The 21,096-nt window shown below is 64.4% G+C and carries 19 protein-coding genes; 5 read left to right on the forward strand and 14 right to left on the reverse strand.

The window, feature by feature from the left end; translation table 11 throughout:
- The first annotated feature begins 48 nt into the window (after positions 1-48).
- Together XH91_RS24885 and XH91_RS24890 are read left to right on the forward strand one after the other, a co-directional pair.
- Positions 49-1,281: a cytochrome P450 gene (locus XH91_RS24885; RefSeq protein WP_128953031.1), complete on the forward strand. Its 1,233-nt coding sequence runs from the start codon at positions 49-51 to the stop codon at positions 1,279-1,281.
- A 6-nt stretch (positions 1,282-1,287) separates the two neighbouring features.
- Entirely contained in the window at positions 1,288-1,965 is a 678-nt protein-coding gene (locus XH91_RS24890) for a potassium channel family protein (RefSeq protein WP_128953032.1), read from the forward strand.
- A gap of 138 nt (positions 1,966-2,103) precedes the next feature.
- Here XH91_RS24890 and XH91_RS24895 read toward each other — a convergent pair whose 3' ends face one another.
- From XH91_RS24895 to XH91_RS24935, 9 genes are all read right to left on the reverse strand, one after another.
- Complete coding sequence (locus tag XH91_RS24895) at positions 2,104-2,967, reverse strand: sugar phosphate isomerase/epimerase family protein (RefSeq protein ID WP_128953033.1); 864 nt, start codon at positions 2,965-2,967, stop codon at positions 2,104-2,106.
- Entirely contained in the window at positions 2,967-4,157 is a 1,191-nt protein-coding gene (locus XH91_RS24900) for a dihydrodipicolinate synthase family protein (protein WP_128953034.1), read from the reverse strand. Before XH91_RS24900 ends, XH91_RS24895 begins: the two co-directional genes overlap by 1 nt.
- A 10-nt stretch (positions 4,158-4,167) precedes the next feature.
- Positions 4,168-5,319, reverse strand: a complete 1,152-nt coding sequence (locus XH91_RS24905) for a Gfo/Idh/MocA family protein (RefSeq protein ID WP_128953035.1) — start codon at positions 5,317-5,319, stop codon at positions 4,168-4,170.
- Positions 5,316-6,713: an enolase-like domain-containing protein gene (locus XH91_RS24910; RefSeq protein WP_128953036.1), complete on the reverse strand. Its 1,398-nt coding sequence runs from the start codon at positions 6,711-6,713 to the stop codon at positions 5,316-5,318. Before XH91_RS24910 ends, XH91_RS24905 begins: the two co-directional genes overlap by 4 nt.
- Positions 6,714-6,932: 219 nt before the next feature.
- Positions 6,933-7,781 (reverse strand): ABC transporter ATP-binding protein, encoded by an 849-nt coding sequence (locus XH91_RS24915; protein WP_128953037.1) that lies wholly within the window; start codon positions 7,779-7,781, stop codon positions 6,933-6,935.
- Positions 7,782-7,923: 142 nt separating this feature from the next.
- The gene (locus XH91_RS24920) at positions 7,924-8,916 is read right to left on the reverse strand and encodes an ABC transporter substrate-binding protein (protein WP_164933784.1); all 993 of its coding nucleotides are present in this window, start codon (positions 8,914-8,916) and stop codon (positions 7,924-7,926) included.
- Positions 8,917-8,968: 52 nt separating this feature from the next.
- Positions 8,969-9,778 carry an ABC transporter permease gene (locus XH91_RS24925; protein WP_128953039.1) on the reverse strand — a complete coding sequence of 270 codons (810 nt, stop codon included), beginning with the start codon at positions 9,776-9,778 and terminating at the stop codon, positions 8,969-8,971.
- 280 nt (positions 9,779-10,058) lie between these two features.
- Positions 10,059-10,718: a TetR/AcrR family transcriptional regulator gene (locus tag XH91_RS24930; protein WP_164933785.1), complete on the reverse strand. Its 660-nt coding sequence runs from the start codon at positions 10,716-10,718 to the stop codon at positions 10,059-10,061.
- 230 nt (positions 10,719-10,948) lie between these two features.
- Positions 10,949-11,797 carry a VOC family protein gene (locus XH91_RS24935; protein ID WP_128953041.1) on the reverse strand — a complete coding sequence of 283 codons (849 nt, stop codon included), beginning with the start codon at positions 11,795-11,797 and terminating at the stop codon, positions 10,949-10,951.
- A 210-nt stretch (positions 11,798-12,007) separates the two neighbouring features.
- Here XH91_RS24935 and XH91_RS24940 point away from each other — a divergent pair, with 210 nt between their 5' ends.
- Positions 12,008-12,901 carry a sugar kinase gene (locus XH91_RS24940; RefSeq protein ID WP_092295859.1) on the forward strand — a complete coding sequence of 298 codons (894 nt, stop codon included), beginning with the start codon at positions 12,008-12,010 and terminating at the stop codon, positions 12,899-12,901.
- Positions 12,902-12,919: 18 nt separating this feature from the next.
- Positions 12,920-13,834: a ribokinase gene (gene rbsK / locus XH91_RS24945; RefSeq protein WP_128953042.1), complete on the forward strand. Its 915-nt coding sequence runs from the start codon at positions 12,920-12,922 to the stop codon at positions 13,832-13,834.
- On the opposite strand, the gene XH91_RS24950 is transcribed toward rbsK, so the two are convergent.
- A complete protein-coding gene (locus XH91_RS24950; RefSeq protein ID WP_128953043.1) occupies positions 13,835-15,055 on the reverse strand; it encodes an NAD(P)/FAD-dependent oxidoreductase in 1,221 nt (406 codons plus the stop codon).
- Positions 15,056-15,294: 239 nt separating this feature from the next.
- Between XH91_RS24950 and XH91_RS24955 the strand changes: the two genes are divergently transcribed.
- Complete coding sequence (locus tag XH91_RS24955; protein ID WP_128953044.1) at positions 15,295-16,089, forward strand: enoyl-CoA hydratase/isomerase family protein; 795 nt, start codon at positions 15,295-15,297, stop codon at positions 16,087-16,089.
- Between the two features lie 3 nt (positions 16,090-16,092).
- On the opposite strand, the gene XH91_RS24960 is transcribed toward XH91_RS24955, so the two are convergent.
- The 4 genes from XH91_RS24960 to XH91_RS24975 all read right to left on the reverse strand — a co-directional run bounded on the left by XH91_RS24960 (position 16,093) and on the right by XH91_RS24975 (position 20,927).
- On the reverse strand, positions 16,093-17,433 hold the full coding sequence (locus tag XH91_RS24960) for a TRAP transporter large permease (RefSeq protein WP_128953045.1): 1,341 nt from the start codon (positions 17,431-17,433) through the stop codon (positions 16,093-16,095).
- Positions 17,430-18,008, reverse strand: coding sequence for a TRAP transporter small permease (locus XH91_RS24965; RefSeq protein ID WP_128953046.1), 579 nt, complete (start codon positions 18,006-18,008; stop codon positions 17,430-17,432). The genes XH91_RS24960 and XH91_RS24965 overlap by 4 nt, the downstream gene beginning before the upstream one ends.
- A 146-nt stretch (positions 18,009-18,154) precedes the next feature.
- Complete coding sequence (locus tag XH91_RS24970) at positions 18,155-19,150, reverse strand: TRAP transporter substrate-binding protein (RefSeq protein WP_128953047.1); 996 nt, start codon at positions 19,148-19,150, stop codon at positions 18,155-18,157.
- A gap of 64 nt (positions 19,151-19,214) precedes the next feature.
- On the reverse strand, positions 19,215-20,927 hold the full coding sequence (locus XH91_RS24975) for an IlvD/Edd family dehydratase (RefSeq protein WP_128953048.1): 1,713 nt from the start codon (positions 20,925-20,927) through the stop codon (positions 19,215-19,217).
- Between the last annotated feature and the right edge of the window lie 169 nt (positions 20,928-21,096).

The raw sequence follows: 21,096 nt of genomic DNA on the forward strand, positions 1-21,096 counted from the left end.
TCGAAAGAGCGAAAACGGCATATCGGTCTCATCAGGCGAGTATGGCGGATGAACGCAAGTGCGAAAGAATTGGCGGCCAATTTCGATCTGGCGAAGCTGACGAGCGAATTCTACGACGATCCCTACCCGACTTATCGTGCACTGCGGGAGAACGAGCCGGTCAAGCGCCTTGCAAGCGGCACCGTGTTCCTGACGCGCTACGACGACCTCGTCACCACCTACAAGAACACAAAGTCGTTCAGCTCGGACAAGAAACGCGAGTTCGCGCCGAAATACGGCGACACGCCGCTCTACGAGCACCACACCACGAGCCTCGTCTTCAACGATCCGCCCGCCCACACCCGCGTGCGGCGCCTGATCATGGGCGCGCTGTCGCCGCGTGCGATCGCCGGCATGGAGGGCGATCTCATCAGGCTGGTCGACAGCCTGCTCGATGCCATCGCCGCCAAGGGGCATTGCGAGCTGATCGAAGACTTTGCCGCCTCGATCCCGATCGAGGTGATCGGCAATCTGCTCGACGTGCCCCACGACGAACGCGCGCCGCTGCGCGACTGGTCGCTGGCGATCCTTGGGGCGCTCGAGCCGGTCGTATCGGCCGAGGTCGCCGCGCGCGGCAACAAGGCGGTGACGGACTTCCTGGCCTATCTCGAAACGCTGGTCGCGCGCCGGCGCCGGAAGCCGGGCAATCCCGATCGCGACGTGCTGACGCGCCTGATCCAGGGAGAAGGCAACGGCGAGGAGAACGGCGAGCGGCTGACCGAGAAGGAGCTGCTGCACAATTGCATCTTCCTGCTCAACGCCGGCCACGAGACCACGACCAATCTGATCGGCAACGGCCTCGTCGCGCTGCATCGAAACCCGGACCAGAAGCAGCGGCTGATCGACAATCCCGACCTGATCAAGACCGCCGTCGAGGAGATCCTTCGCTACGAAAGCTCGAACCAGCTCGGCAACCGCATGACGACCGAGCCGGTCGAGCTTGGCGGCGTCATGCTCGAGGCGGGCACGTCGGTGACGCTGTGCATCGGCGCCGCCAACCGCGACCCCGCACAGTTTGCCGATCCTGAACGCTTCGACGTCGCGCGCACGCCGAACCGGCATCTTGCGTTCGCCACCGGCGCGCATCAATGCGCGGGCATGGCACTGGCGCGGCTCGAAGGCGCGATTGCGATCTCGCGTTTCCTGGCGCGCTTCCCGAACTATGCCGTGGCCGGCCAGCCGGTGCGCGGCGGGCGGGTGCGATTTCGCGGCTTCCTGAGCGTCCACTGCTCGATCGGCTGAGGCGTCATGAAGATCGATCAATTGCGCGAACGCTGGGCCGATCCCGCCCTCACGGTGCTGACGGTTCTGCTGGTGATCATGATGTTCGTGATCTCGCCACTGCAGGCGCTGGGGCTGTTTGCATTCCAGGTGTCCGAGCTCGTGCTGGCGCTGCTGCTGGTCGTCGGCATCTTCGTGATCTCAGGCAGCCCGGTCGCTGTCGCGGGCATGCTGATCGCGCTCGTCATGATCGTAACAGGCGCGATCCTGAGGATCAGGTCGCCGTCGATCCTCGACCTCAATCTGTTTGCCGGCTCGTGGTTCATCGTGGGAACGACCATGGCCTGGGCGGTGGCGCGCCAGACCTTTGCACCGGGGCGCGTGACCTATCATCGCGTGATCGGCGCGATACTGCTCTATCTGACGGTCGCCGTGATCTTCTCCGCGCTTTACGTGTTCATCGGCTCGCTCGATCCGGCTGCGTTCGTCAGCATGAAGGTGGAGGATAGTCCGAGGCTCGCAAGCGACGTCATCTATTTCAGCTTCGCGACCATGACCACGACCGGATATGGCGACGTCGCACCGCTGCACCCCGTCGCGCGCAGCCTGTGCAACATGGAAGCGATTTTCGGCCAGCTCTATCCGGCGACGTTGCTGGCGCGGCTGGTCACGCTCGAGATCGAGCATCGCAGGCAGGACTCCTAAGCCTCCGCTGACCCAAAACTCGAAAACAACCCCATGCACAGTAGAACATGGGATGGCGTAACAGACCTTGTGGATCCGCCGAACCATTTGACATCAAGGGCAAATCAGCGCGGCAGGCGCGATCACCCGGCAGGATGGCTAGACCACCGTCTTGTGCCGCTCGATGCAGGTGCGCAGCACCTCGTCCATGGGCTTGCTCCACCAATCGTTGGAGAAAATTTCGATCTCCGAAAAGCCACCATAGCCCTGTGCCTCGACGGCGGCGCGCACCGGTTTGATGTCGATGACGCCGTCGCCCATCATGCCGCGGTCGTTGAGGATGTCCTTGGTCGGCACCAGCCAATCACAGACATGGAACGCGAGCAGGCGATCCTTGCCGGCGCGCGCGATCTGCTCCATCAGCTCGGGGTCCCACCAGATGTGATAGACATCGAGCGCGACGCCGAGCATGCCGCTGCGATCGGGGTCGAGCCGGTCGCAGATGTCGAGCGCCTGCTTCGTCGTGTTCACGCAGGCGCGATCGGCCGCATAGGCCGGATGCAGCGGCTCGATCGCCAGCGGCAGGTTTGCCTGTTTGGCGTAGTCGAGCATCTCGGCAAGGGCTTCCTCGACCTGCCGGCGCGCCGCCACGATGTCCTTGGACGCCTCGCTGCCGGGCCGCGAATATTGCGGCAGACCACCGACGACGAGCACGATGCAGGGCGCGCCCAGCGCCTTGGCCTCATCCACGCAGCGCCGATTGTCGTCACGCACGTCCCCCCGGCGCGATGAGTCCGACGTGAACATGCCGCCGCGGCAATAGCCTGAGAGCTCGAGACCGGCATCACGCACGGCGCGCGCGGCACGATCGAGGCCGACCGAGGCGACCTGGTCGCGCCAGGGATCGATGGCGCGGATGCCATGCCTGGCACAGGCATCGATGATCTGAAGCAGATCGCCCTGCTTGCGGACAGTCGCCGTGTTCAGCGAAAGCCAGTGATGGTCGGACGAAAAATCGCGCATCAATCTTCCAGTCCGTGTGAGGCCAGCACGGTTTTCATCCGCCGCGTCGCCAGTTCGGGATTGGCGAGCAGGCCGGCCTGATCGGCGAGGCGGAACAGCTCGGCCAGATGCAGCATCGAGCGCGCACTCTCCTGCCCGCCGACCATGGTGAAATGGTCCTGGTGACCGTTGAGATAGGCCATGAAGACGACGCCTGTCTTGTAGAAGCGCGTCGGCGCCTTGAAGATGTGGCGCGACAGCGGCACTGTCGGCCCCAGCACGTCGTGGAAGCCGGCCTCGTCGTCGGCCGCCAGCCGCGACAGCGCGTATGACGCAGCCGGCGCGATCGCGTCGAAGATGCCGAGCAGCGCGTGCGAAAAGCCCTGTTCGTCGCCCGCGATCAGCTCCGCATAATTGAAATCGTCGCCGGTATACATCTTGATGCGCTTGTCGAGGCGACGACGCATGTCGATCTCGCGCTGCTTGTCGAGCAGCGAGACCTTGACGCCGTCGACCTTGGCGGCGTTGTTGTTGATGATGGCCACCGCAACGCCCATCGCCTTGTCGAGATTGCTGGTGCCCCAATATCCCGTCAGGGCAGGATCGAACATGTCGCCGAGCCAGTGGATGATCACGGGCTGCGCTACCCCCGACAGCACGCGGTTGTAGACCTTGGCGTAGTCGTCGGCGCCGCGACCAATCTTTGCCAGCGCGCGCGACGCCATCAGGATGATGCGGCCGCCAACCTTCTCGACTGCGGAGATCTGCTCCTCATAGGCGCGGATCACGTCGTCGAGACTCCTGGCATCCTCCACGGCAAGATGATCCGTGCCGGCACCGGAGAACACCAGCGCATTGCGGCGCTTGGCGGCGCCGACCGAGCGGGTGATCAGCTCCAGCGAGGTCGGCCAGTCCAGCCCCATGCCGCGCTGCGCGGTGTCCATGGCTTCGGCAACACCCAGGCCAAGATCCCAGACGTGCTCGCGGAAGGCGATGGTCTTGTCCCAGTCGACGGCGACCGAAAGCCAGGGGTCGTTATCCGCGAAGGGATCGGCGACCGTATGCACGGCCGAGAAGGCGATGCGGTTCAGTGGTCCCTCGAGCTTTGCAGGGAACGTGCGCGAGGCCGCGAGCCGATAGGTCTCGATCGAGCGATCGGCCTTGGGCAGCTTCAGCGACAGGGATGACATCGGCTGGACGGGCTTGTTCATATGTCCCTCCTCAGGCCTTGATCGCGGCGACGTCGATCCAGCGTCGCTCCTTCCAGCTTTTCAGTGCGCATTCGGCGAGCTGCACGCCCTTGGCGCCTTCGAGCAGCGTGAACTTGTACGGCGCATCCTCGCAGACGTGGCGGATGAACATCTCCCACTGCTCCTTGAAGCCGTTGTCGTAGGAGACGTTGTCGGGCAGCTTCTGCCAGTCGCCATAGAAATCGTGCAGCCGCTTCTCGTCGGGATTCCAGACCGGCCTCGGGGTAGCCTGCCGGGCCTGGATCATGCAGTCGGTGAGGCCTGCAACCGCCGAGCCATGGGTGCCGTCGACCTGGAAGGTGACGAGATCGTCGCGATAGACGCGCGTGACCCAGGACATGTTGATGTGGGCGATGATTCCGCCCTCGAGCTGGAAGGTCGCGTAGGCGGAATCATCCGCTGTCGCCTTGTAGGGCTTGCCCTGCTCGTCGAAACGCTCGGGAATGTCGGTGTTGCCGATGCAGACGACACTCTGGACGTTGCCGAAGAGGTTGTCGAGCACGTAGCGCCAATGGCAGACCATATCCAGGATGATGCCGCCGCCGTCCTCGCTGCGGTAGTTCCAGGATGGCCGCTGCGCCTCCTGCCATCCGCCCTCGAACACCCAATAGCCGAACTCGCCACGCACCGAGAGGATGCGGCCGAAGAAGCCGCTGTCGCGCAGGAAAGCGATCTTCTTCAGGCCCGGCAGGAACAGTTTGTCCTGCACCGTGCCGTGCTTGACGCCCCTGGCATTGGCGAGCTTGACGACTTCGAGCGCCTCTTCGAAGTTCGTCGCGATCGGCTTCTCGCAATAGACGTGCTTGCCGGCGTTGATGGCCTGGGTCAGCAGGCCGGGCCGCGCCTGTGTGGTCGCGGCATCGAAGAACATGGTGTCGTTGATGTCGGCGAGCGCCGCGTCGAGGTCGGTGGTCCAGCGCGTGATGTTGTAGCGCCGGGCGAGCGCCTCGACCTTCTCGGCGCTGCGGCCGACCAGGATCGGGTCGGGCATGACGCGATCGCCGTTCTTCAGGCGGACACCTCCCTGGTCGCGGATTGCGACGATCGAGCGGATCAGATGCTGGTTGAGCCCCATGCGGCCGGTGACGCCGTTCATGATGAGGCCGAGGCGTTGGGTGGTCATGCCAGATGCTCCTGAAGTGATTTTGGCTGTTCGAGGGCGCGAAGCGCCGACCAGTCCGGATGGACCGCCGTCGCGAAGCCCGCTGTGTGAAGCGATCCCGTCAGGAGATCGCCGTTGTGGATGTCGAGCCGAATGCCCTGCCCATTACCGGCATAGAGATCGGGATGCGCGGTGGCGAAGGCCGCAGCTTCGGCGGCGGGCGCGTCGCCAAAGCCGTCGACATAATGGTGGCCGTTGCGCTCGGCGTGGGTGACGCCGAGGAAAGCACCGAGCGCGAGGTCCTGCTGCACGGCAAGGCCGGCCTGGCAGGTGAGGTCTTCGCCGGTGACGAAGAACTTTTCACCGGCCGCGCTCCATTTCGCCGCGCGCGTCGCGTTGACGATGGACTTGTAGAGGCCCTTGCAGGATTTCGAGGAGATGCCGTGATAGCCGAGCGCCCGCGCGGCAGGGAAGGCGTCATAGGAATCGTCGGCCTCGTCGATGATGAAGCCGCGCGCGGCGAGCGAGCCGAGCGGCGACTGCCTCGTGACATCGCGCGGCATCGGCTGCTCGATATAGAGCAGGCGCGAGGCGATCGACCGCAGCGCGGGCTCGCGATCGAGCCGGTCGGTCAGGGCCTGCAGCGCGGCAAGGTCGGCATATTGCTCGTTGGCATCGAGTGTGACCTTGTACTCGCGCCGCAGCGTGTCCAACTCCTTGCCGATGCGCACCAGCCGCGCCGCATCGGCGGCCGGATTGCCCGACAGCTTCAGCTTGAAGTAATTCGCACCCGCTTCGGCAATACCACCCTCGCCTTCCACGGCGTCCTCAAGTCCCACGGTATGCCTGACGGCGACGCGCGGCAGGGGCTTGCGGCCGGAGAGAAAGGTCGTGAGGTCCGCGTCTTTCAGGTCGGGCGACAGGCGCGCATCGATGCCGGCGATGTTGGCGGCCATCCCATCAAAGAAATTCGCCTCAACACCGCGCAGGAGCGCATCGAGGATCGCCTTGTCGATTTCTGCAGGGCCATAGGCCGCGGCAAGCGCCGGAATGTTCTTCTTTGCACAGGTCGCGACCTGAGAACCGATGCACGCGGCGTGCAAATCGAAGGCCGTCAGAAATCCGGTCCGGGCCAGATAAAGTCCGCTTGCGATCTGGAGCGAACGCCGCAAATCATCGACCGTCTGCGCCGGCGACAATTCCGTCCGCTTGTCGAACCATTTCGGCACCAGCAGCTCGGCGCTGGCACCGACCGCAGCGCCCTTGTTTGTGGTCTTGCCCTCGAGCTCGATCTCGACGCGCACGAACAGCTGCGGCGTTGCGTTGATCGTCACCGCGCCGAAGCGGAACGGCCGCGCGAAATGCACGGGACGTTCGAAGAAGGCGATATCTCGCAGCTTCAGGCGCGGGGGCATGGTGTTACAACGAAGCAAGGAGAAGTTGATGCGAATGGTGTTGCCGCGGGCGCCTCGCCTCTCCTGCTTGCGGGAGAGGCCGGCACGAGGTGCCGGGTGAGGGTTCTTTCCTCTGGGGGATTATCCCAATGTGGAGACACCCTCTCCCCAACCCTCCCCCGCAGGCGGGTGAGGGAGCGCACCGTTCGTGCGGTTGCTGTCGGGGCAAACATCATCGCCCTAATCCAACGTCCCTTGCGAGAAGAAGTGCTTGCGGATGCGCTGCACCAGTTCGGTGAAGACGGGATCGGCCATCACGTCGAGCGAGCGCGGGCGTGGCAGCGGCACGTCGTAGATCGCGGCGATCGCGCCGGGCCGCTCGGTCATCACGAGCACGCGGTCGGCGAGGAACACGGCCTCCGGAATCGAATGCGTGATCAAGAGGACCGTTTTCCTGGTCTCGCGCTGGATCCGCATCAGCTCGACATTCATCCGTTCGCGCGTCAACGCGTCGAGCGCGCCGAACGGCTCGTCCATCAGCATGATCTTGGGATCATGCACCAGCGCGCGGCAGATCGAGGCGCGTTGCTGCATGCCGCCGGAGAGCTGCCAGGGCAGCTTCTTCTCGAACCCGTCGAGCCCGACCAGTTTCAGCAGCGCCTTGGCTCGCGCGAGATATTCGTCGCGCGGCAGCCGCTTCATGTCGATCGGCAGCATCACGTTGGAGAGGATATTGCGCCAGGGCAGCAGCAGCGCGTTCTGGAACACGATTCCGACATTGCCATGCGGCTTGGTCACCTTCTCGCCTTCGACCAGAACCTCGCCCGATGTCGGCGGCAGCAGGCCGGAGATCAGCTTGAGCAGCGTGGACTTGCCGCAACCTGACGGGCCGACCACGACGAAGAACTCACCGTCATTGATGTGGAAGTCGAGCGGCCGCAGCGACGGCACGTCGCCGTCGCGCGTCCGGTAGGTCTTCGATACGCCTGACAGATGAATGCCCGAGGCATCGTCACCGGCCCGGTCGCTCACCAGCCTGAGATGCGCGGCCGGCTGCACCGTGTCGTTGGTCCGCGTTGCTGAGTTCATCCGATCAAACCCATAAGAGAAAACGCACGGTCATTCCGGGGCGCGACGAAGTCGTGAGCCCGGAATCCATCACGCAGCAGAGCGCGACGCACAATGGATTCCGGGTTCGGCGCGACGCGCCGCCCCGGAATGACGAAGACGCTCACGTGCCACTCTTCGGCAAATAGTCATTCGTGTAGAACGCCTTCGGATTCTCCTTGGCCTTGGCATCGAGCCCGCCATATTCGACCATGAGGTTGACGCTGTCGGTCATGTTCTGGTTGGTGACCTGGAACGGTCGCTTGCCCTTGGTCTCGGCGGTCCGGTAGAGCGGAATGGTCAGCTCGAACCCCTGCGTCAGCGTATCGATCTTGCCGCCCTTGGGATTTGCATCGAGGATCGACTGCGCCGCCGCCTTCGGCTCCTTCTCGGCAGCTTCGACCGCCTTGGTCGTCGCCGACATGAAGCGGCGGACGAGATCGGCATGGGCCTTCACATAGTCGGTGTTGGCGATGATGCCCGAGGACACCATGTTGATGCCGTAATCGGCGAACTTGATCGGATAGACGTCCTTGCCGGTGGCATCCTTGATCTTCATCGACTGGTCCATGACGTAGCCAAGCAGGAGATCAGCCTGGCCGTTGATGACGGCGTTGAGCTTGGTCTGACCATCGCCGGCAACGGTCTGGAAGTCGCTCTCCTTCAGGCCGGTCTTCTTCAGGAACAGCGGCCAGATCTGGGTCATGGAATCGGCCGGCGTGATCGCCACCGTCTTGCCCTTGATGTCCTCGGGCTTCCTGATGTTCTTGTCGGCAAAACCCATCGCGGACATCGGCGAGGTCTGAAGCAGCACGCCGGTCGCAATCACGGGCGCGCCCTTGATCGCGGCGCGCATCATGGTGGGAACGTCGACATAGCCGAAATCGGCGGTCTTGGCGGCAACGGCCTGCGTGGTCGCGGCCGAGCCGCGGCCTTCCTGGATCTCGAGGTCGATGCCCTCAGTGGCATAGATGCCCTTGGCCTTGCCGTAATAGAACGGCGCGTGCTCGCCGTAGACGTACCAGTTGAGCATCAGCACGACCTTGTCGGCCGCCTGCGCCGGCGAAACCGCAAACGCCATCAGCGCCACAGATGCAGCCCCAATCCACCGCTTCATCGTCACTCTCCCTCGTCGTTATGTTTCGGCCGTTGGTGGCCGTTGCTTGAGTTTAAGTTGCGAAGATCACCTCTTCGCGCTGGCTGACGTGCCAGGGAATGATCAGCTTCTCGATCCGGTCGACGATCCAGAACAGGATGACGCCGAGCAGCGCCAGGATCACGAGCGCCGCAAACATCGTCGGCAGGTCGAACGTGCCGATCGAGCGCTGCATCACGTAGCCGATGCCGGAATTGGAGCCGACGAACTCGCCGACGACGGCGCCGACCACGGCAAGCGTCACCGAGACCTTGAGGCCCGAGAAGATCGCCGGCAGCGCGTGCGGGAGGTTCACCGCGCAAAACACCTGAAAGCGGCTGCCCTGCATGGCCCGCGCAAGATCGACCATGTCAGGGTCGACCGACTTGAAGCCCTGCACCGCCGACACCACGACGGGAAAGAAGCCGAGCAGGAACGCGGAGATCACCTTCGGAATGATGCCGAAGCCGAACCACACGACGAACAAGGGCGCGATCGCGATCTTCGGCACGGATTGGGAGAACACCAGCAGCGGATAGACGTAGCTCTCCACCGTCTTGGAGCCCGCGATCAGCATCGCCACGGGAATGCCGAACAGCGCCGACAGCAGGAAGCCGCAGACGGTCGCGTAGGTCGTCGGCCAGCACTGACGCAGCAGTTCCGGCCAGTCGGAGCGCAGCACCGCGACGACGTCGGCCGGCGCCGGGATCTGATAGGCGGGAATCCTGAACAGCCGGATCGCGAGATCCCAGGCCACGACGATGAAGACGAGGAACAAAAACGGCCGAACCCAGGCCGCATTCAGCAACTTGGACAGCGCACCCTGTGGCTTCGGCTCGGCCAATTTTCACTCCCGGCAGTCTTGTTCGTTATGGGGAGAAATTAACCCGTTGGATAAATACTGTCTAGGGGGTTCGCTGTGACGTTTTGTGGCGGTTCCGAGCCTCGCAAGGCACATGGAGGGCAATCGAGGGTGGTGTGGCAGGATCGTCGCGCCACACACTCGGTGTCATTCTCCGCGAAAGCGGGGAATCCAGTACGGCGCGGCTTCTCCGTATCCGATCGGCGTCTCTGGAATACTGGATCGCCCGATCAAGGTCGGGCGATGACAGCGGCGTGTTCGGCTACACCGTCTGCGCCACCGCGCCGCGCGACTTCGGCGCTTTCGCGATCTCGAACAGCGCCACCGACTTTCCCGTCAGCGCGGCCAGCACGAGGCCGACCATGTGGGCGAGGCGCTCATCCTTCGCGTCCTTGGCCAGCAGGTCGCGGCCGAAGATCACGCCGAGCGTCGCGGAGTTGGAGAGATAGAAGAAGCTGAGCGCTGCGATCGAGATGTAGAGCTGCACCGGATCGACCGCGACCTGGAAATCGCCGGACTCGACGCCGCGCCGCACCACGGTGCGGATCATCTCGACGAAGGGCGAATGCATCGACTTGACCTTGGTCGAGCGCTTCAGGTGCTTGGCGCGCGCGAGGTTCTCGGTCTGGAGCAGCGACAGGAATTCCGGATTGCGCAGGAAATAGCCCCAGGTGAACTCGATCAGCCGCCTGATGGCCTCGGGCGGATCGAGATGCTCGAGATCGAGCCCGCGCTCTTCGCTGCGGATCTTGTCGTAGGCGCCTTCCAGCACCGCGAGGTAAAGGTCGTCCTTGTTGCCGACGTGATAATACAGCATGCGCTTGTTGGCGCCGGCCTTGGCGGCGATGCGGTCGACCCGCGCGCCGGCGAGGCCGTGAGCGGAAAACTCCTGCTTGGCCGCCTCGAGAATGCGCAGCCGCATTCCCTGGGGATCGCGTTGCCATTTCAGAGTTCGCTTTGCCGCTGCCTTCGCCAAACCGGGTGCTCGCTGGGTGGTCTGGGTAGCGTGTAGCACGCGGGCGGGCGCTTGAGAATGTGCCGTCATTCCGGGGCGTGCCCTCTTGGGCGCGAACCCGGAATCCATCTTGCGGCAGAGCGTGTGGAAAAATGGATTCCGGGTTCGTCGCTGCGCGACGCCCCGGAATGACAGAATCACTCCACCGGCTTCGGCGAGCGCTCCAGCAGCACGGTCTGGATCCCGCAGGTGCCGCTGCGCACCGTCATGATGCGTGTGCCCGGCTTTCGGCCGTTGCGCACTTCGCTGACGTCGAGGCCCGCAGCGATCAGGCGGGCGCGGGTGGCGTCGATGTCGGCGACGCGCCAACTCAGGCCCCAGAGCCGGTCATGCCTGATATCCCCGCCCGCGACGGGACGGCGCACCACCTCGACGATCAGATCGCCGCAGCGGAAGAACATCAGCTGGCCCCAATCATGGTGGGAGCGGTCGAGCGCGAGATCGAGCCCGAGCCGCGCGCCGTAGAGCGCGGCGGCGCGATCGGAATCCTCCGACGTGATGACGACGTGATCGAGCCCGTCGATCGGCGCGATATCTGTCACCACCGACTTCGGGCGCTCCTCGGCAAGCTCGAGGAAGAACATGCGCACGCCGCGCGTCAGCTCGGTTGCCGCCCGCGTGCGCTTCCAGTGCAGCGTCGCACCCGATACATCGTCGCTGCTCTCGACCTCCGCGACGGGATCCGGATTCAGCGCCACCCGGTCCAGGCGCCGATGCATCTTGCCGATGTCGGCGACACGAAAGCACAGGCTGGCGAGCACGCCCTCCTGATCGTCGAGCAGCGCACGCATCCGGTCCGCGGTCGCGGTGAAGCCGCTCGGCGCCATCAATTCGATGGTCATGTTGTCGAGGGTGAACAGCACGCGGTCGGCGCCCTCGCCGGAATTCTGCCAGGCTGGCGCGCGGGCGAGCAGCGTCTGATAGGCCGCCTTGGCCGCGCCGATATCCTTGACCAGAACAACGATATGATCGAGGCCGGTGATCATGTTTGTCCCTTTTGATCGATCTGGAACCGTGGGGGCCGGAAAACGGCAATCGCCCGGGCTTGGCATGGGGCTGACATGGTCGTATTCCGGCCATCGGCCGACCTCAAGCGCTTCGGGCCGGTTTTGTGAATAATTTCCGCGTCCTTCGCGCGGAACCGGTGCTAGAGTAAATGTGCCGGCCGGGACCACCCAGCGCATCACGGACAAGCAATGCAGGCTCTCTTTATCGGACAGACCTATATCGACGTCGTCTTCATCACCGACCACATGCCGACCGGCGACGAAAAGCACGTGGCCTCGGACTACGCGGTTTCCTTCGGCGGCAACGCGGTGACGGCGGCGTTCTGCTGCGCCAAGCTCGGCATCGTGCCCGACCTGATCGCTACCGCGGCGAACGACTGGCTCGGGCGCATGTTCCAGGACATGTGCGCGAAATACGCGATCTCGCTGCACGGGCGGAAGGTGAACCAGTCCTCGCTGTCCTTCATCATGCCCAAGGACGGCAAGCGCGCCATCGTCCGTTGCCGCGACGACGAGCACATCCACCCCTTCCCGATGCTCAATCTCGGCGGCTGCCGTGCGCTGCATGTCGACGGCCACCAGCCCGATGCCGCGATCCACTATGCCAAGGTTTGCCGCGAGGCGGGCATCTTGACCTCGCTCGACGGCGGCGGCCTGCGCACCAACACGCATGAGCTGCTGGAATTCATCGACGTCGCGATCGTCGCCGAGCGTCTGTGCGAGCAAATGGACCTGACGCCGGAGAAGATGCTCGATTACCTCAAGAGCCGCGGCTGCAAGATCGGCGGCGTCACCATGGGCGAGAAGGGGCTGCTCTGGTACGACGAAACCGGGACGGTGCAGGTGATGCCGGCGATGCCGATTCCGCGCGAGCGCGTGATCGACACCAATGGCGCAGGTGACGTCTTCCACGGCGCCTATGTCTATTCCTACCTGGCGCATCCCGGCAAAAGCTGGCGCGAGCATTTTGACTTTGCCAGGGCCGCCTCGACCTTCAAGATCCAACGCCTCGGCAACGAGGCCGGCCTGCCGACCCTTGTCGACATCGCGAAAGTCAGGCACGAGTTCGAAGTTCGAGTCTAAGCTTCGCTGGGGTGTATCATGGGGCGCGTCTTCGTTGCCGGCAGCATCAACATGGATGTGGTGGCGACCGCGGATCGCCATCCCAAGGTCGGCGAGACCGTGGCGGGCCGCGAGGTGCTGTATTTTCCCGGCGGCAAAGGCGCGAACCAGGCGGTCGCCGCAGCGCGGCTCGGTGCAAAGACCACGCTGATCGGGCGGCTCGGCAAGGATGCGTTCGGTGCCGAGCTTCGGACGTTCCTCGGTGCGCAGGGCGTCGATCTCGGCTCGGTGCGCGAGGCCGACACGCATAGCGGCACCGCGATCATCACGGTCGCGGCCTCCGACAACACCATTGTCGTCGTTCCCGGCAGCAACGCGCTGGTCAGCGCCGAGGATGTCGCGGACGCGCCGCTTGCGAAGGGCGATGTCGCCGTCAGCCAGTTCGAGATTCCGCTGCCGACGATTGCCGCGTTCTTCCAGCGGGCGCGATCGGCCGGGGCGACGACGCTGCTCAATCCGGCACCGGCGCAGAAGATGTCGAGCGAGCTGCTCGCGCTGGTCGACATTCTCGTGCTGAACGAGACCGAGCTCGGCTTTCTCGCCGGCGTGGAGCTCACCGACAGCGACGAGGCAGCAAGGATCATCGGCGTCGCGCGACAACTTCGGGCGCGCGCGGACCAGACCATCTGCGTCACGCTGGGAAAACGCGGCGTGCTCGCGCTCGCGGCCAGCGAGGAATTTGCGGTGCCGGGGCGCGCCGTGAAGGCGGTCGACACCACCGGTGCCGGCGATTGCTTCGTCGGCGCGCTAGCCTCGCAGCTTGCCGATGGCGTGCCGCTGCGCGGCGCCCTCGCCTTCGCCAACGCCGCCGCTTCGATCAGCGTGCAGCGCATGGGCGCCGGGCCGTCGATGCCGACGGCCGCGGAGGTTAGCGCGGTGCTCGGCGCCGGCTGATCAGGCCAGCGCGCTCTTCAAGTCAAAACTTTCATCGGCCGCCTGCTCCGGCGTGATCTGACGGTCCATCGCCTGCAACCTTCGGCCGAACATGTGATCGCCGGCACGGTTGATCGATTCGATGCCGAGCAGCCTGTCGCCGTGGTAGCAGAACGCGGAGAACGCCTTCCTGGCGGGATCGCCGCGCAGCACGACGCGGTCATAGCCGGTGGTGAGGCCTGCGATCTGGAGCTTGTCGTCGCCCTGGTCGCTCCAGAACCAGGGATGGCCGTCGTAGGGCTTTCTGTCGCCGGTGAGCCGCGCCGCGAGACAGCGGGCGTGATCCGTGGCGTTCTGCACCGATTCCAGCCGCAGCGAACCGCCGAAGCGCGGGCTGGCGAACAGCGCGCAATCGCCGATCGCTGACACGTCTGGATCGGCCGTCGACAGATATTCGTCGACGATGATGCCGGCGGCGACCGGCAGCCCCGCCTCGGCCGCGAGCTCGATATTCGGCAGCACGCCGACGCCGACCACGACGAGGTCGGCGGGCAGATGCCGGCCGTCGCTGAGACTGACGCCGGTGACCTTGCCGTTCTCGGCCTCGATCGAGGTCGCCTGCACACCGAGATGAATGCGGATGCCGGCCTCGCGATGCCGCGACTGGAAATACTCCGAGACCTGCGCCGTCACCGCACGCGCCATCACGCGCGGGGCGAGCTCGAGCACGTCGACCTCCAGGCCCTTGATCCGCGCGGTGGCGGCGAATTCGAGACCGATGAAGCCGGCGCCGATCACCACGACCCGCGTCTTCGACGGCATGATCTTTCGCAGCGCTTCGCTCTCGTCGAGGATGCGGAGGTATTTCACATCGGGCAGATTGGCGTTCGGCAGATCGAGCAGCCGGTTGCGCGCGCCGGTCGCCAGCACGAGATGGCCGTAAGGCAGCGTCTCGCTAGATGCGAGCAGCAGTTTTCGCGAGGCCCGGTCGATCGACACGGCACGGCCCGCGATCAGCTCGATCTTCTGGTCCTGGTAGAATTTTTCGGGGCGGAACATCAGGCTCTCGGGCCCGGACGAACCCTTGATGTAGGCCTTGGACAGCGGCGGCCGCTGATAGGGCAGATGCGCCTCGTCATTGATCAGACAAATGCGATTCGAAAAGCCCGCCTGCCGCAGCGATGCCGCGACCTGGTAGCCGCCATGGCCGGCACCGACAATGATCACTGGACCATCAGTCATTGGACAGCCCATTTCTCCAGGACATGAGCATCACCCATGTCGTCTCCTCTCGCTAAAGATGGCTTGGCTAGCCTTTCGAGGAGCCGGCGCTCGTGTCCGTCCCTTTGGCGAAGGCAGCCCTATTTGAGCCGATCATTCCGCCGCACGCAAGGGCCGCGGGCACTGGCGGTCGGGGATTGTCTCCCCTCGCCTTCTGCGATTTAGTTGCAGCAACGAACCTCCAGCCGGGGATATTCCAAATGCCAGCTCCCGTCTCAAAACCCGACGATCCCGCGCTGCTGCGGATCGACGGTGCGATCGCGACCATCACGCTCAACCGCCCCGCCGCTTTCAACTCGGTCAACCTCGCCATCGCTCAGAAGCTCGAGCAGCTCGCGTCCTACATCGAGGGCGATGACGCCATCAAGGTCGTGGTGATCGAGGGCGAAGGGCGCGCCTTCTCGGCCGGCGGAGATCTGCAGACGATTGGTGCAGCGGCCGAGGCCAACAATGTGACGCCGGTCGTCGGCGAGCTGCTCAAGCACTATCATGCCTTCATCGAGATCATCAGGCGGATGCCGAAGATCTCGCTGTCGAGCGTGCACGGCTCGGCCGCCGGCGCCGGCATGGGCCTCGCCTTCGTCACCGATCTCTGCATCGCAGCTGACGATGCCAAGTTCACGCCCGCCTATGCCAAGATCGGCGTGTCGCCGGACGGCGGCTCGACGGTCGGGATCGTCGGCACCGTCGGCTCGCGCCGCGCGCTGCAGATCTTCCTGGCCGAGGACAATTTTACCGCGCAGCAGGCCTATGAATGGGGCCTCGTGGTCAAGACGGTGCCGGCGACCGAGCTGAAAGCCGCGACGCGGCAGCTCGCCGAGCGGCTGGCGCAGAATCCGCCCGCGGCGATATCGGGCACCAAATCGCTGGTCTACGCGGCAGCCACCACGCCCGTGAAGCAGCAGCTCGACGCCGAGGAGCACAAGATCATCATGGCCATGAACACGGAGGAGTTTCGCCTCGCCGTGAAGAAGTTCACGAGCAAGGGCAAGTGACGTCTACCTCGGACAAATATAACCCGTTCCCGCCGGCGACTTGAAGCAGCCGACCGATTCCGGCAACACCTTCTGCGGCAGCCACAGCACCACGCTCGGGAAATAGATCGCGAACGCGATGGTGGCGAAGAACACGACATAGATCGGCAGCGCCGCGCGCAGCGCTTTCGCAAAACTGACGCCGACGAATTTCGACGCCATCAGCAGCACCAGGCCATAAGGCGGCGTGATCAGGCCGAAGGCGAGCGTTGCGATCAGCACCACGCCCATGTGCACGCCATTGATGTCGCCGGCTTCCGTCAGCGCATTGACCAGCGGCATGAAGATGATGATGGTGGGCACCGGCTCGATGAAATCGCCGACCACGGTGAACAGCAGCACCATCAGCAGCATGATCAGATGCGGATCGTTGCCGGCGATCGAGGTGATCATGTCCGCGATGTAGCTCGCGCCGCGCAAATAGGCGAGCATCCAGCCGAAGGCGTTGGCGGCGCCGATCGTGATCAGCGGAAGCGAGAAGATGAGCCCCGCGAGGCAGAAATCGTACGGGATCTTCCTGAAATGCCCGCGATTGAGCGCGGGGATCACGACCAGGATGATCCAGACCACGGCGACGACGCCGGCCTCCGTCGGCGTGAACCAGCCGGTCAAAATGCCCCCCAACAGGATCACGGGGATCATCAGCGGCAGGGCCGCATCGCCGGCGGCGAACACCACCTGCCGCAGCGGCGCGCGCGGCTTGCGCAGGCCCGAGGGGCCGAAGAAGTAGCAATAGATCATCAGCCCGAAGCCGATCATCAGGCCGGGCACGACACCGGCCATGAACAGCCCGGCGATCGAGACGTTGCCGACCGCGCCGTAGACCACCGCCGTGATGCTCGGCGGCACCAGCGCGGCAATGGTCGAGGCGGACGCAATGATCGCGGCGATGAAGGCGGGCTCGTAGCCCTCGCGCTTCATCGGGCCGCCGAGCGCGCGGCTCATCACGGCGACGTCGGCGGTGGTCGAGCCGGACATTTCCGAGAAGAACATGCTGAAGACGACCACGACCTGCGACAGGCCGCCCCTGATATGCCCGACCAGCGACACCGAGAGATTGGCTATTCGCACCACCACATTGGCCGAGCTCATGAGCTCGCCGACCAAGAGGAAGAACGGGATCGCCAGCAGCGCCTCGGAATCGACGCCGTCAAAGATCTTCTGGATGATGGCGGCGAGCGAGACGTCGGACAGGACAGCGCCGATGAAGACGCCCGCCATCAGCGAGAACGGCACGGGTACGCCGAGATAGCCGAACGACAGGAAGCAGATCGACATCAACGCCAGGACGACGGGTGCGCTCACGGCTGCGCCCTCACCTGCGCCTCGGTCACGACAGGTGCGGCGTCCTCATCAGGCGGCTCCGGATGGTCAAAGCCGTGGCGCAGGCCGTTGACGAGCTGCTCGATGGTGAACAGGCCGATCAGGACGCCGGAGAGCGGGATGATCGCGTAGAGCGAGGCGATCGGCGTGCCCGACGGCAGGCGGAAGCTGCCGAAGCCGCGAAGATAGTTCTGGTAGCCGTACCAGACCAGGCAGAAGGCAACGCCGAGCACGATGATGCGAATGATAACCTCGACGATGATCCTGGGCACGCCATGCATCGCCTCGGAGATCGCCGTGAGATAGAGGTGATCGTTGCGACGCGTCGCCGCCGCCGTCCCGATGAAGATCGCGTAGATGAACAGCGTCGAGGTGACTTCCTGAAGCCATAGCCAGGGATGGCCGATGGTCCGGGTGACGATGTCGGCGGTAACCGACAGCGAGAAGCCGAAACACAGCACGCCGCACAGGATCATCAGCGCGAGCTCGAGCCAGTCGAGCCAGCGCCATTTCAGATGGCGCTGACGTTGGAGTACGAGCCTGTCGGCGATGGCCATCAATGTCGTCCCGGCGAAGGCCGGGACCCATAGCCCCAGGCCGTTATGATTAAGCGCGCTGACAGCTACCGTGCCCCAAGCACCGCCGCGGAGTATGGGTCCCGGCCTTCGCCGGGACGAATCGTGGAGGCGCCGGCGCGGTCGACCTAATTGATCGACCGGATCAGATCCTTGATCTTCTCGGCATGCGGGCCGAGCTCCTTGGCGAGCTTGTCGAGATAGGGATCGGCGATCGCGGTAAAACTCTTCTTGTCGACGTTATCGACGATCTTGACGCCCATCTTCTTGAGCTTCTCGGCCGCGCTGCGCTCGAGGTCGAACGCCTTCGCCGGCTCCTTGGTGCTGATCTCGTTCGCCGCGGTCTGCACCCAGCCCTTCTGCTCGGCCGAGAGACTCTGCCAGAGCTTGTCGGAGACGAACACGAGCGCGTTGTTGGCCTCGTGCTCGGTGATGTTCAGCACCGGTGCCACCTCGTAATGCTTGTTGACGAGGTAGACGTTGATGCTGTTCTCGGCGACGTCGACGACGCCGGTTTGCAGGCTCGTATAGACGCTGCCGAACGGCATGTGCACGGTCTGGGCGCCGTAGGCCGGGAACATGGTGTCCTCGGTGGCGGTCGCCTGCACGCGGACTTTCAGGCCCTTGATGTCAGCCACATTGTGGATCTCCTTCTTGGAGTACATGTGGCGCACGCCCTGCGAACCCGTGCCGATGAGATGCAGGCCCTGCGTTGTCTCCTCGATCATGGTCTTGAGCGCTTCGAACACGCGGGGGTCGGCGAGCCCCTTGATCACGTGCTGCTCGTCGCGGAACAGATAGTGCAACGACATCACGCCGGCCTGCGGCGAGATCGTCGCGGTGTTGGCCGACGAGACGATGGAGAATTCGACGTCGCCGGCTTTCACGAGCTGGAGCACCTGCGGCTCCTGCCCGAGCTGTGCGCCCGGATACTGGTCGATGATCATGGTGCCTTTGCTCAATTCCTTGAGCTTGTCGGCAAAGAGGTCGCCGGCGATGGAATAGCCGGTGTTGCGGGGCTGGTCGTAGGCGAAGCGATAATGCTTCACCTCCTGTGCCCCAGCACTCGTGACGAACAGCATGGCGGCCGTAGCCACCAATGCACGCATGGATCGTGCAATCATCGTCTCCCCCTATGTTTTTATCGCCCGCCGCTTTCAGCGGTCTGGGCGGGTTGGTTGTCAGCCCTTACTCAGTCTTCTTCCCAGTCCTCTGCATGAAGTCGAAGTCGCAGCCCTCGTCGGCCTGCATGATGGTCTCGTTGAACAGCCAGGCATAGCCACGGCGCGCTTGATCGGTCGCAGCAGCCGGCTTCAAGGCCGCGCGCCGGCGCTCCAGCTCGGCCGCATCGACCAGCAATTCGATGCTGCGCTTGGCCACGTCGAGACTGATCATGTCGCCGTTCTTCACCAGCGCCAGCGGGCCGCCGACGGCAGATTCCGGCGTGATGTGGAGCACGATGGTGCCGAACGCAGTTCCGCTCATGCGCGCGTCCGAAATGCGCACCATGTCCTTGGTACCACCGCGCGCAAGCTTCTTCGGGATCGGCAGATAGCCGGCCTCGGGCATGCCCGGCGCGCCCTTCGGGCCGGCATTGCGCAGCACCAGCACGTCGTCAGAATTTACGTCGAGCTCGGGATCGTCGACCCGCAAGGTCATATCCTCGACGGATTCGAACACTACGGCGCGCCCGGTATGTTTCAGCAGCTTCGGGCTCGCAGCCGACTGCTTGATCACGGCGCCGCGCGGCGCGAGGTTGCCGTGCAGCACGGCAAGGCCGCCTTCCTTCTTGATCGGATTATCGCGCGAGCGGATCGCGTCCTGGCCCGGCACGTCCTCCGCATTGGCGACGACATCGCGCAGCGTCTGGCCCGAGATGGTCTTCGCATCGAGATCGACGAGATCGCCGAGCTGCGCCAGCAATTTCGGCACGCCGCCGGCGTGGTGGAAATGCTCCATGTAATGCTCGCCTGACGGCTTGAGGTCGACCAGAACAGGCACCTCGCGGCCGATCTGGTCGAACGCCGAAAGATCGAGCCGATGGGGCGAGCGATGCGCCATCGCGGTCAGATGGATCAGGCCGTTGGTCGAGCCGCCGATCGCCTGGAGCACGACCTGCGCGTTCCTGAACGAGGCCGGCGTCAGGATTTCGCTGGGCTTCGGACCCTTGGTCTTGGCCATCTCGGCGGCCACCCGGCCGCTGGCCTCGGCGAGACGGAAGCGCTCGGCATGCGGCGCCGGGATCGTCGCGCTCATCGGCAGCGACAGGCCCATCGCCTCGATCATGCAGGCCATGGTCGAGGCCGTGCCCATCACCATGCAGGTGCCGACCGACGGCGCGAGGCGGCCGTTCACCGCCTCGATCTCGGCATCGTCGATCTCGCCGGCGCGATACTTGCCCCAGAGACGGCGGCAATCGGTGCAGGCGCCCAGCACCTCGCCCTTGTGATGGCCGACCACCATCGGCCCCACGGGAATGACCACGGTCGGCAGGTCGGCGCTGATCGCCGCCATCACCTGCGCGGGCAGCGTCTTGTCGCAGCCGCCGATCACGATCACCGAATCCATCGGCTGGGCCCGGATCATCTCCTCGGTGTCCATCGCCATCAGATTGCGCAGATACATCGAGGTTGGATGCGCAAAACTCTCGGCGATCGAGATGGTCGGGAACACGAACGGCATCGCGCCCGACAGCATCACGCCGCGCTTGGCCGCTTCGATGATCTGCGGAACGTTGCCGTGGCAGGGATTGTAGTCGCTGTAGGTATTGGTGATGCCGACGATCGGGCGCTCCAGCGCGTCGTCGGAATAGCCCATGGCCTTGATGAACGCCTTGCGCAGGAACAGCGAGAAGCCGGCATCGCCATAGCTCGTCAAACCCTTGCGCAAACCACCCGTCATCCTACCGCTCCTTCTCGCCCATCATTGTGCTACAGCCTGCCCCCTGATTGTCAATAAGACAGGCGTCCATCTCGCGATTTCTGGACTGTCGCACCGCAAAACAGTCAGATTATTGACAATCTGCCCCTTCCCTGCTCCCTAGGGACGGACCGGCAGACGCCGGAGGCCG

Origin of the sequence: Bradyrhizobium guangzhouense, from assembly GCF_004114955.1 — a bacterium.
GTDB lineage: Bacteria > Pseudomonadota > Alphaproteobacteria > Rhizobiales > Xanthobacteraceae > Bradyrhizobium > Bradyrhizobium guangzhouense.

What these genes read in the sequence shown, in the direction of transcription:
- XH91_RS24905 (WP_128953035.1), bottom strand. Translation starts at nt 5,319, where the DNA reads ATGACCACCCAACGCCTCGGCCTCATCATGAACGGCGTCACCGGCCGC.
- XH91_RS24965 (WP_128953046.1), bottom strand. Translation starts at nt 18,008, where the DNA reads ATGGCCATCGCCGACAGGCTCGTACTCCAACGTCAGCGCCATCTGAAA.
- XH91_RS24975 (WP_128953048.1), bottom strand. Translation starts at nt 20,927, where the DNA reads ATGACGGGTGGTTTGCGCAAGGGTTTGACGAGCTATGGCGATGCCGGC.
- XH91_RS24920 (WP_164933784.1), bottom strand. Translation starts at nt 8,916, where the DNA reads ATGAAGCGGTGGATTGGGGCTGCATCTGTGGCGCTGATGGCGTTTGCG.
- XH91_RS24895 (WP_128953033.1), bottom strand. Translation starts at nt 2,967, where the DNA reads ATGCGCGATTTTTCGTCCGACCATCACTGGCTTTCGCTGAACACGGCG.
- XH91_RS24910 (WP_128953036.1), bottom strand. Translation starts at nt 6,713, where the DNA reads ATGCCCCCGCGCCTGAAGCTGCGAGATATCGCCTTCTTCGAACGTCCC.
- XH91_RS24900 (WP_128953034.1), bottom strand. Translation starts at nt 4,157, where the DNA reads ATGAACAAGCCCGTCCAGCCGATGTCATCCCTGTCGCTGAAGCTGCCC.
- rbsK (WP_128953042.1), top strand. Translation starts at nt 12,920, where the DNA reads ATGGGGCGCGTCTTCGTTGCCGGCAGCATCAACATGGATGTGGTGGCG.
- XH91_RS24940 (WP_092295859.1), top strand. Translation starts at nt 12,008, where the DNA reads ATGCAGGCTCTCTTTATCGGACAGACCTATATCGACGTCGTCTTCATC.
- XH91_RS24885 (WP_128953031.1), top strand. Translation starts at nt 49, where the DNA reads ATGAACGCAAGTGCGAAAGAATTGGCGGCCAATTTCGATCTGGCGAAG.
- XH91_RS24935 (WP_128953041.1), bottom strand. Translation starts at nt 11,797, where the DNA reads ATGATCACCGGCCTCGATCATATCGTTGTTCTGGTCAAGGATATCGGC.
- XH91_RS24915 (WP_128953037.1), bottom strand. Translation starts at nt 7,781, where the DNA reads ATGAACTCAGCAACGCGGACCAACGACACGGTGCAGCCGGCCGCGCAT.
- XH91_RS24970 (WP_128953047.1), bottom strand. Translation starts at nt 19,150, where the DNA reads ATGATTGCACGATCCATGCGTGCATTGGTGGCTACGGCCGCCATGCTG.
- XH91_RS24930 (WP_164933785.1), bottom strand. Translation starts at nt 10,718, where the DNA reads ATGCGGCTGCGCATTCTCGAGGCGGCCAAGCAGGAGTTTTCCGCTCAC.
- XH91_RS24890 (WP_128953032.1), top strand. Translation starts at nt 1,288, where the DNA reads ATGAAGATCGATCAATTGCGCGAACGCTGGGCCGATCCCGCCCTCACG.
- XH91_RS24955 (WP_128953044.1), top strand. Translation starts at nt 15,295, where the DNA reads ATGCCAGCTCCCGTCTCAAAACCCGACGATCCCGCGCTGCTGCGGATC.
- XH91_RS24950 (WP_128953043.1), bottom strand. Translation starts at nt 15,055, where the DNA reads ATGACTGATGGTCCAGTGATCATTGTCGGTGCCGGCCATGGCGGCTAC.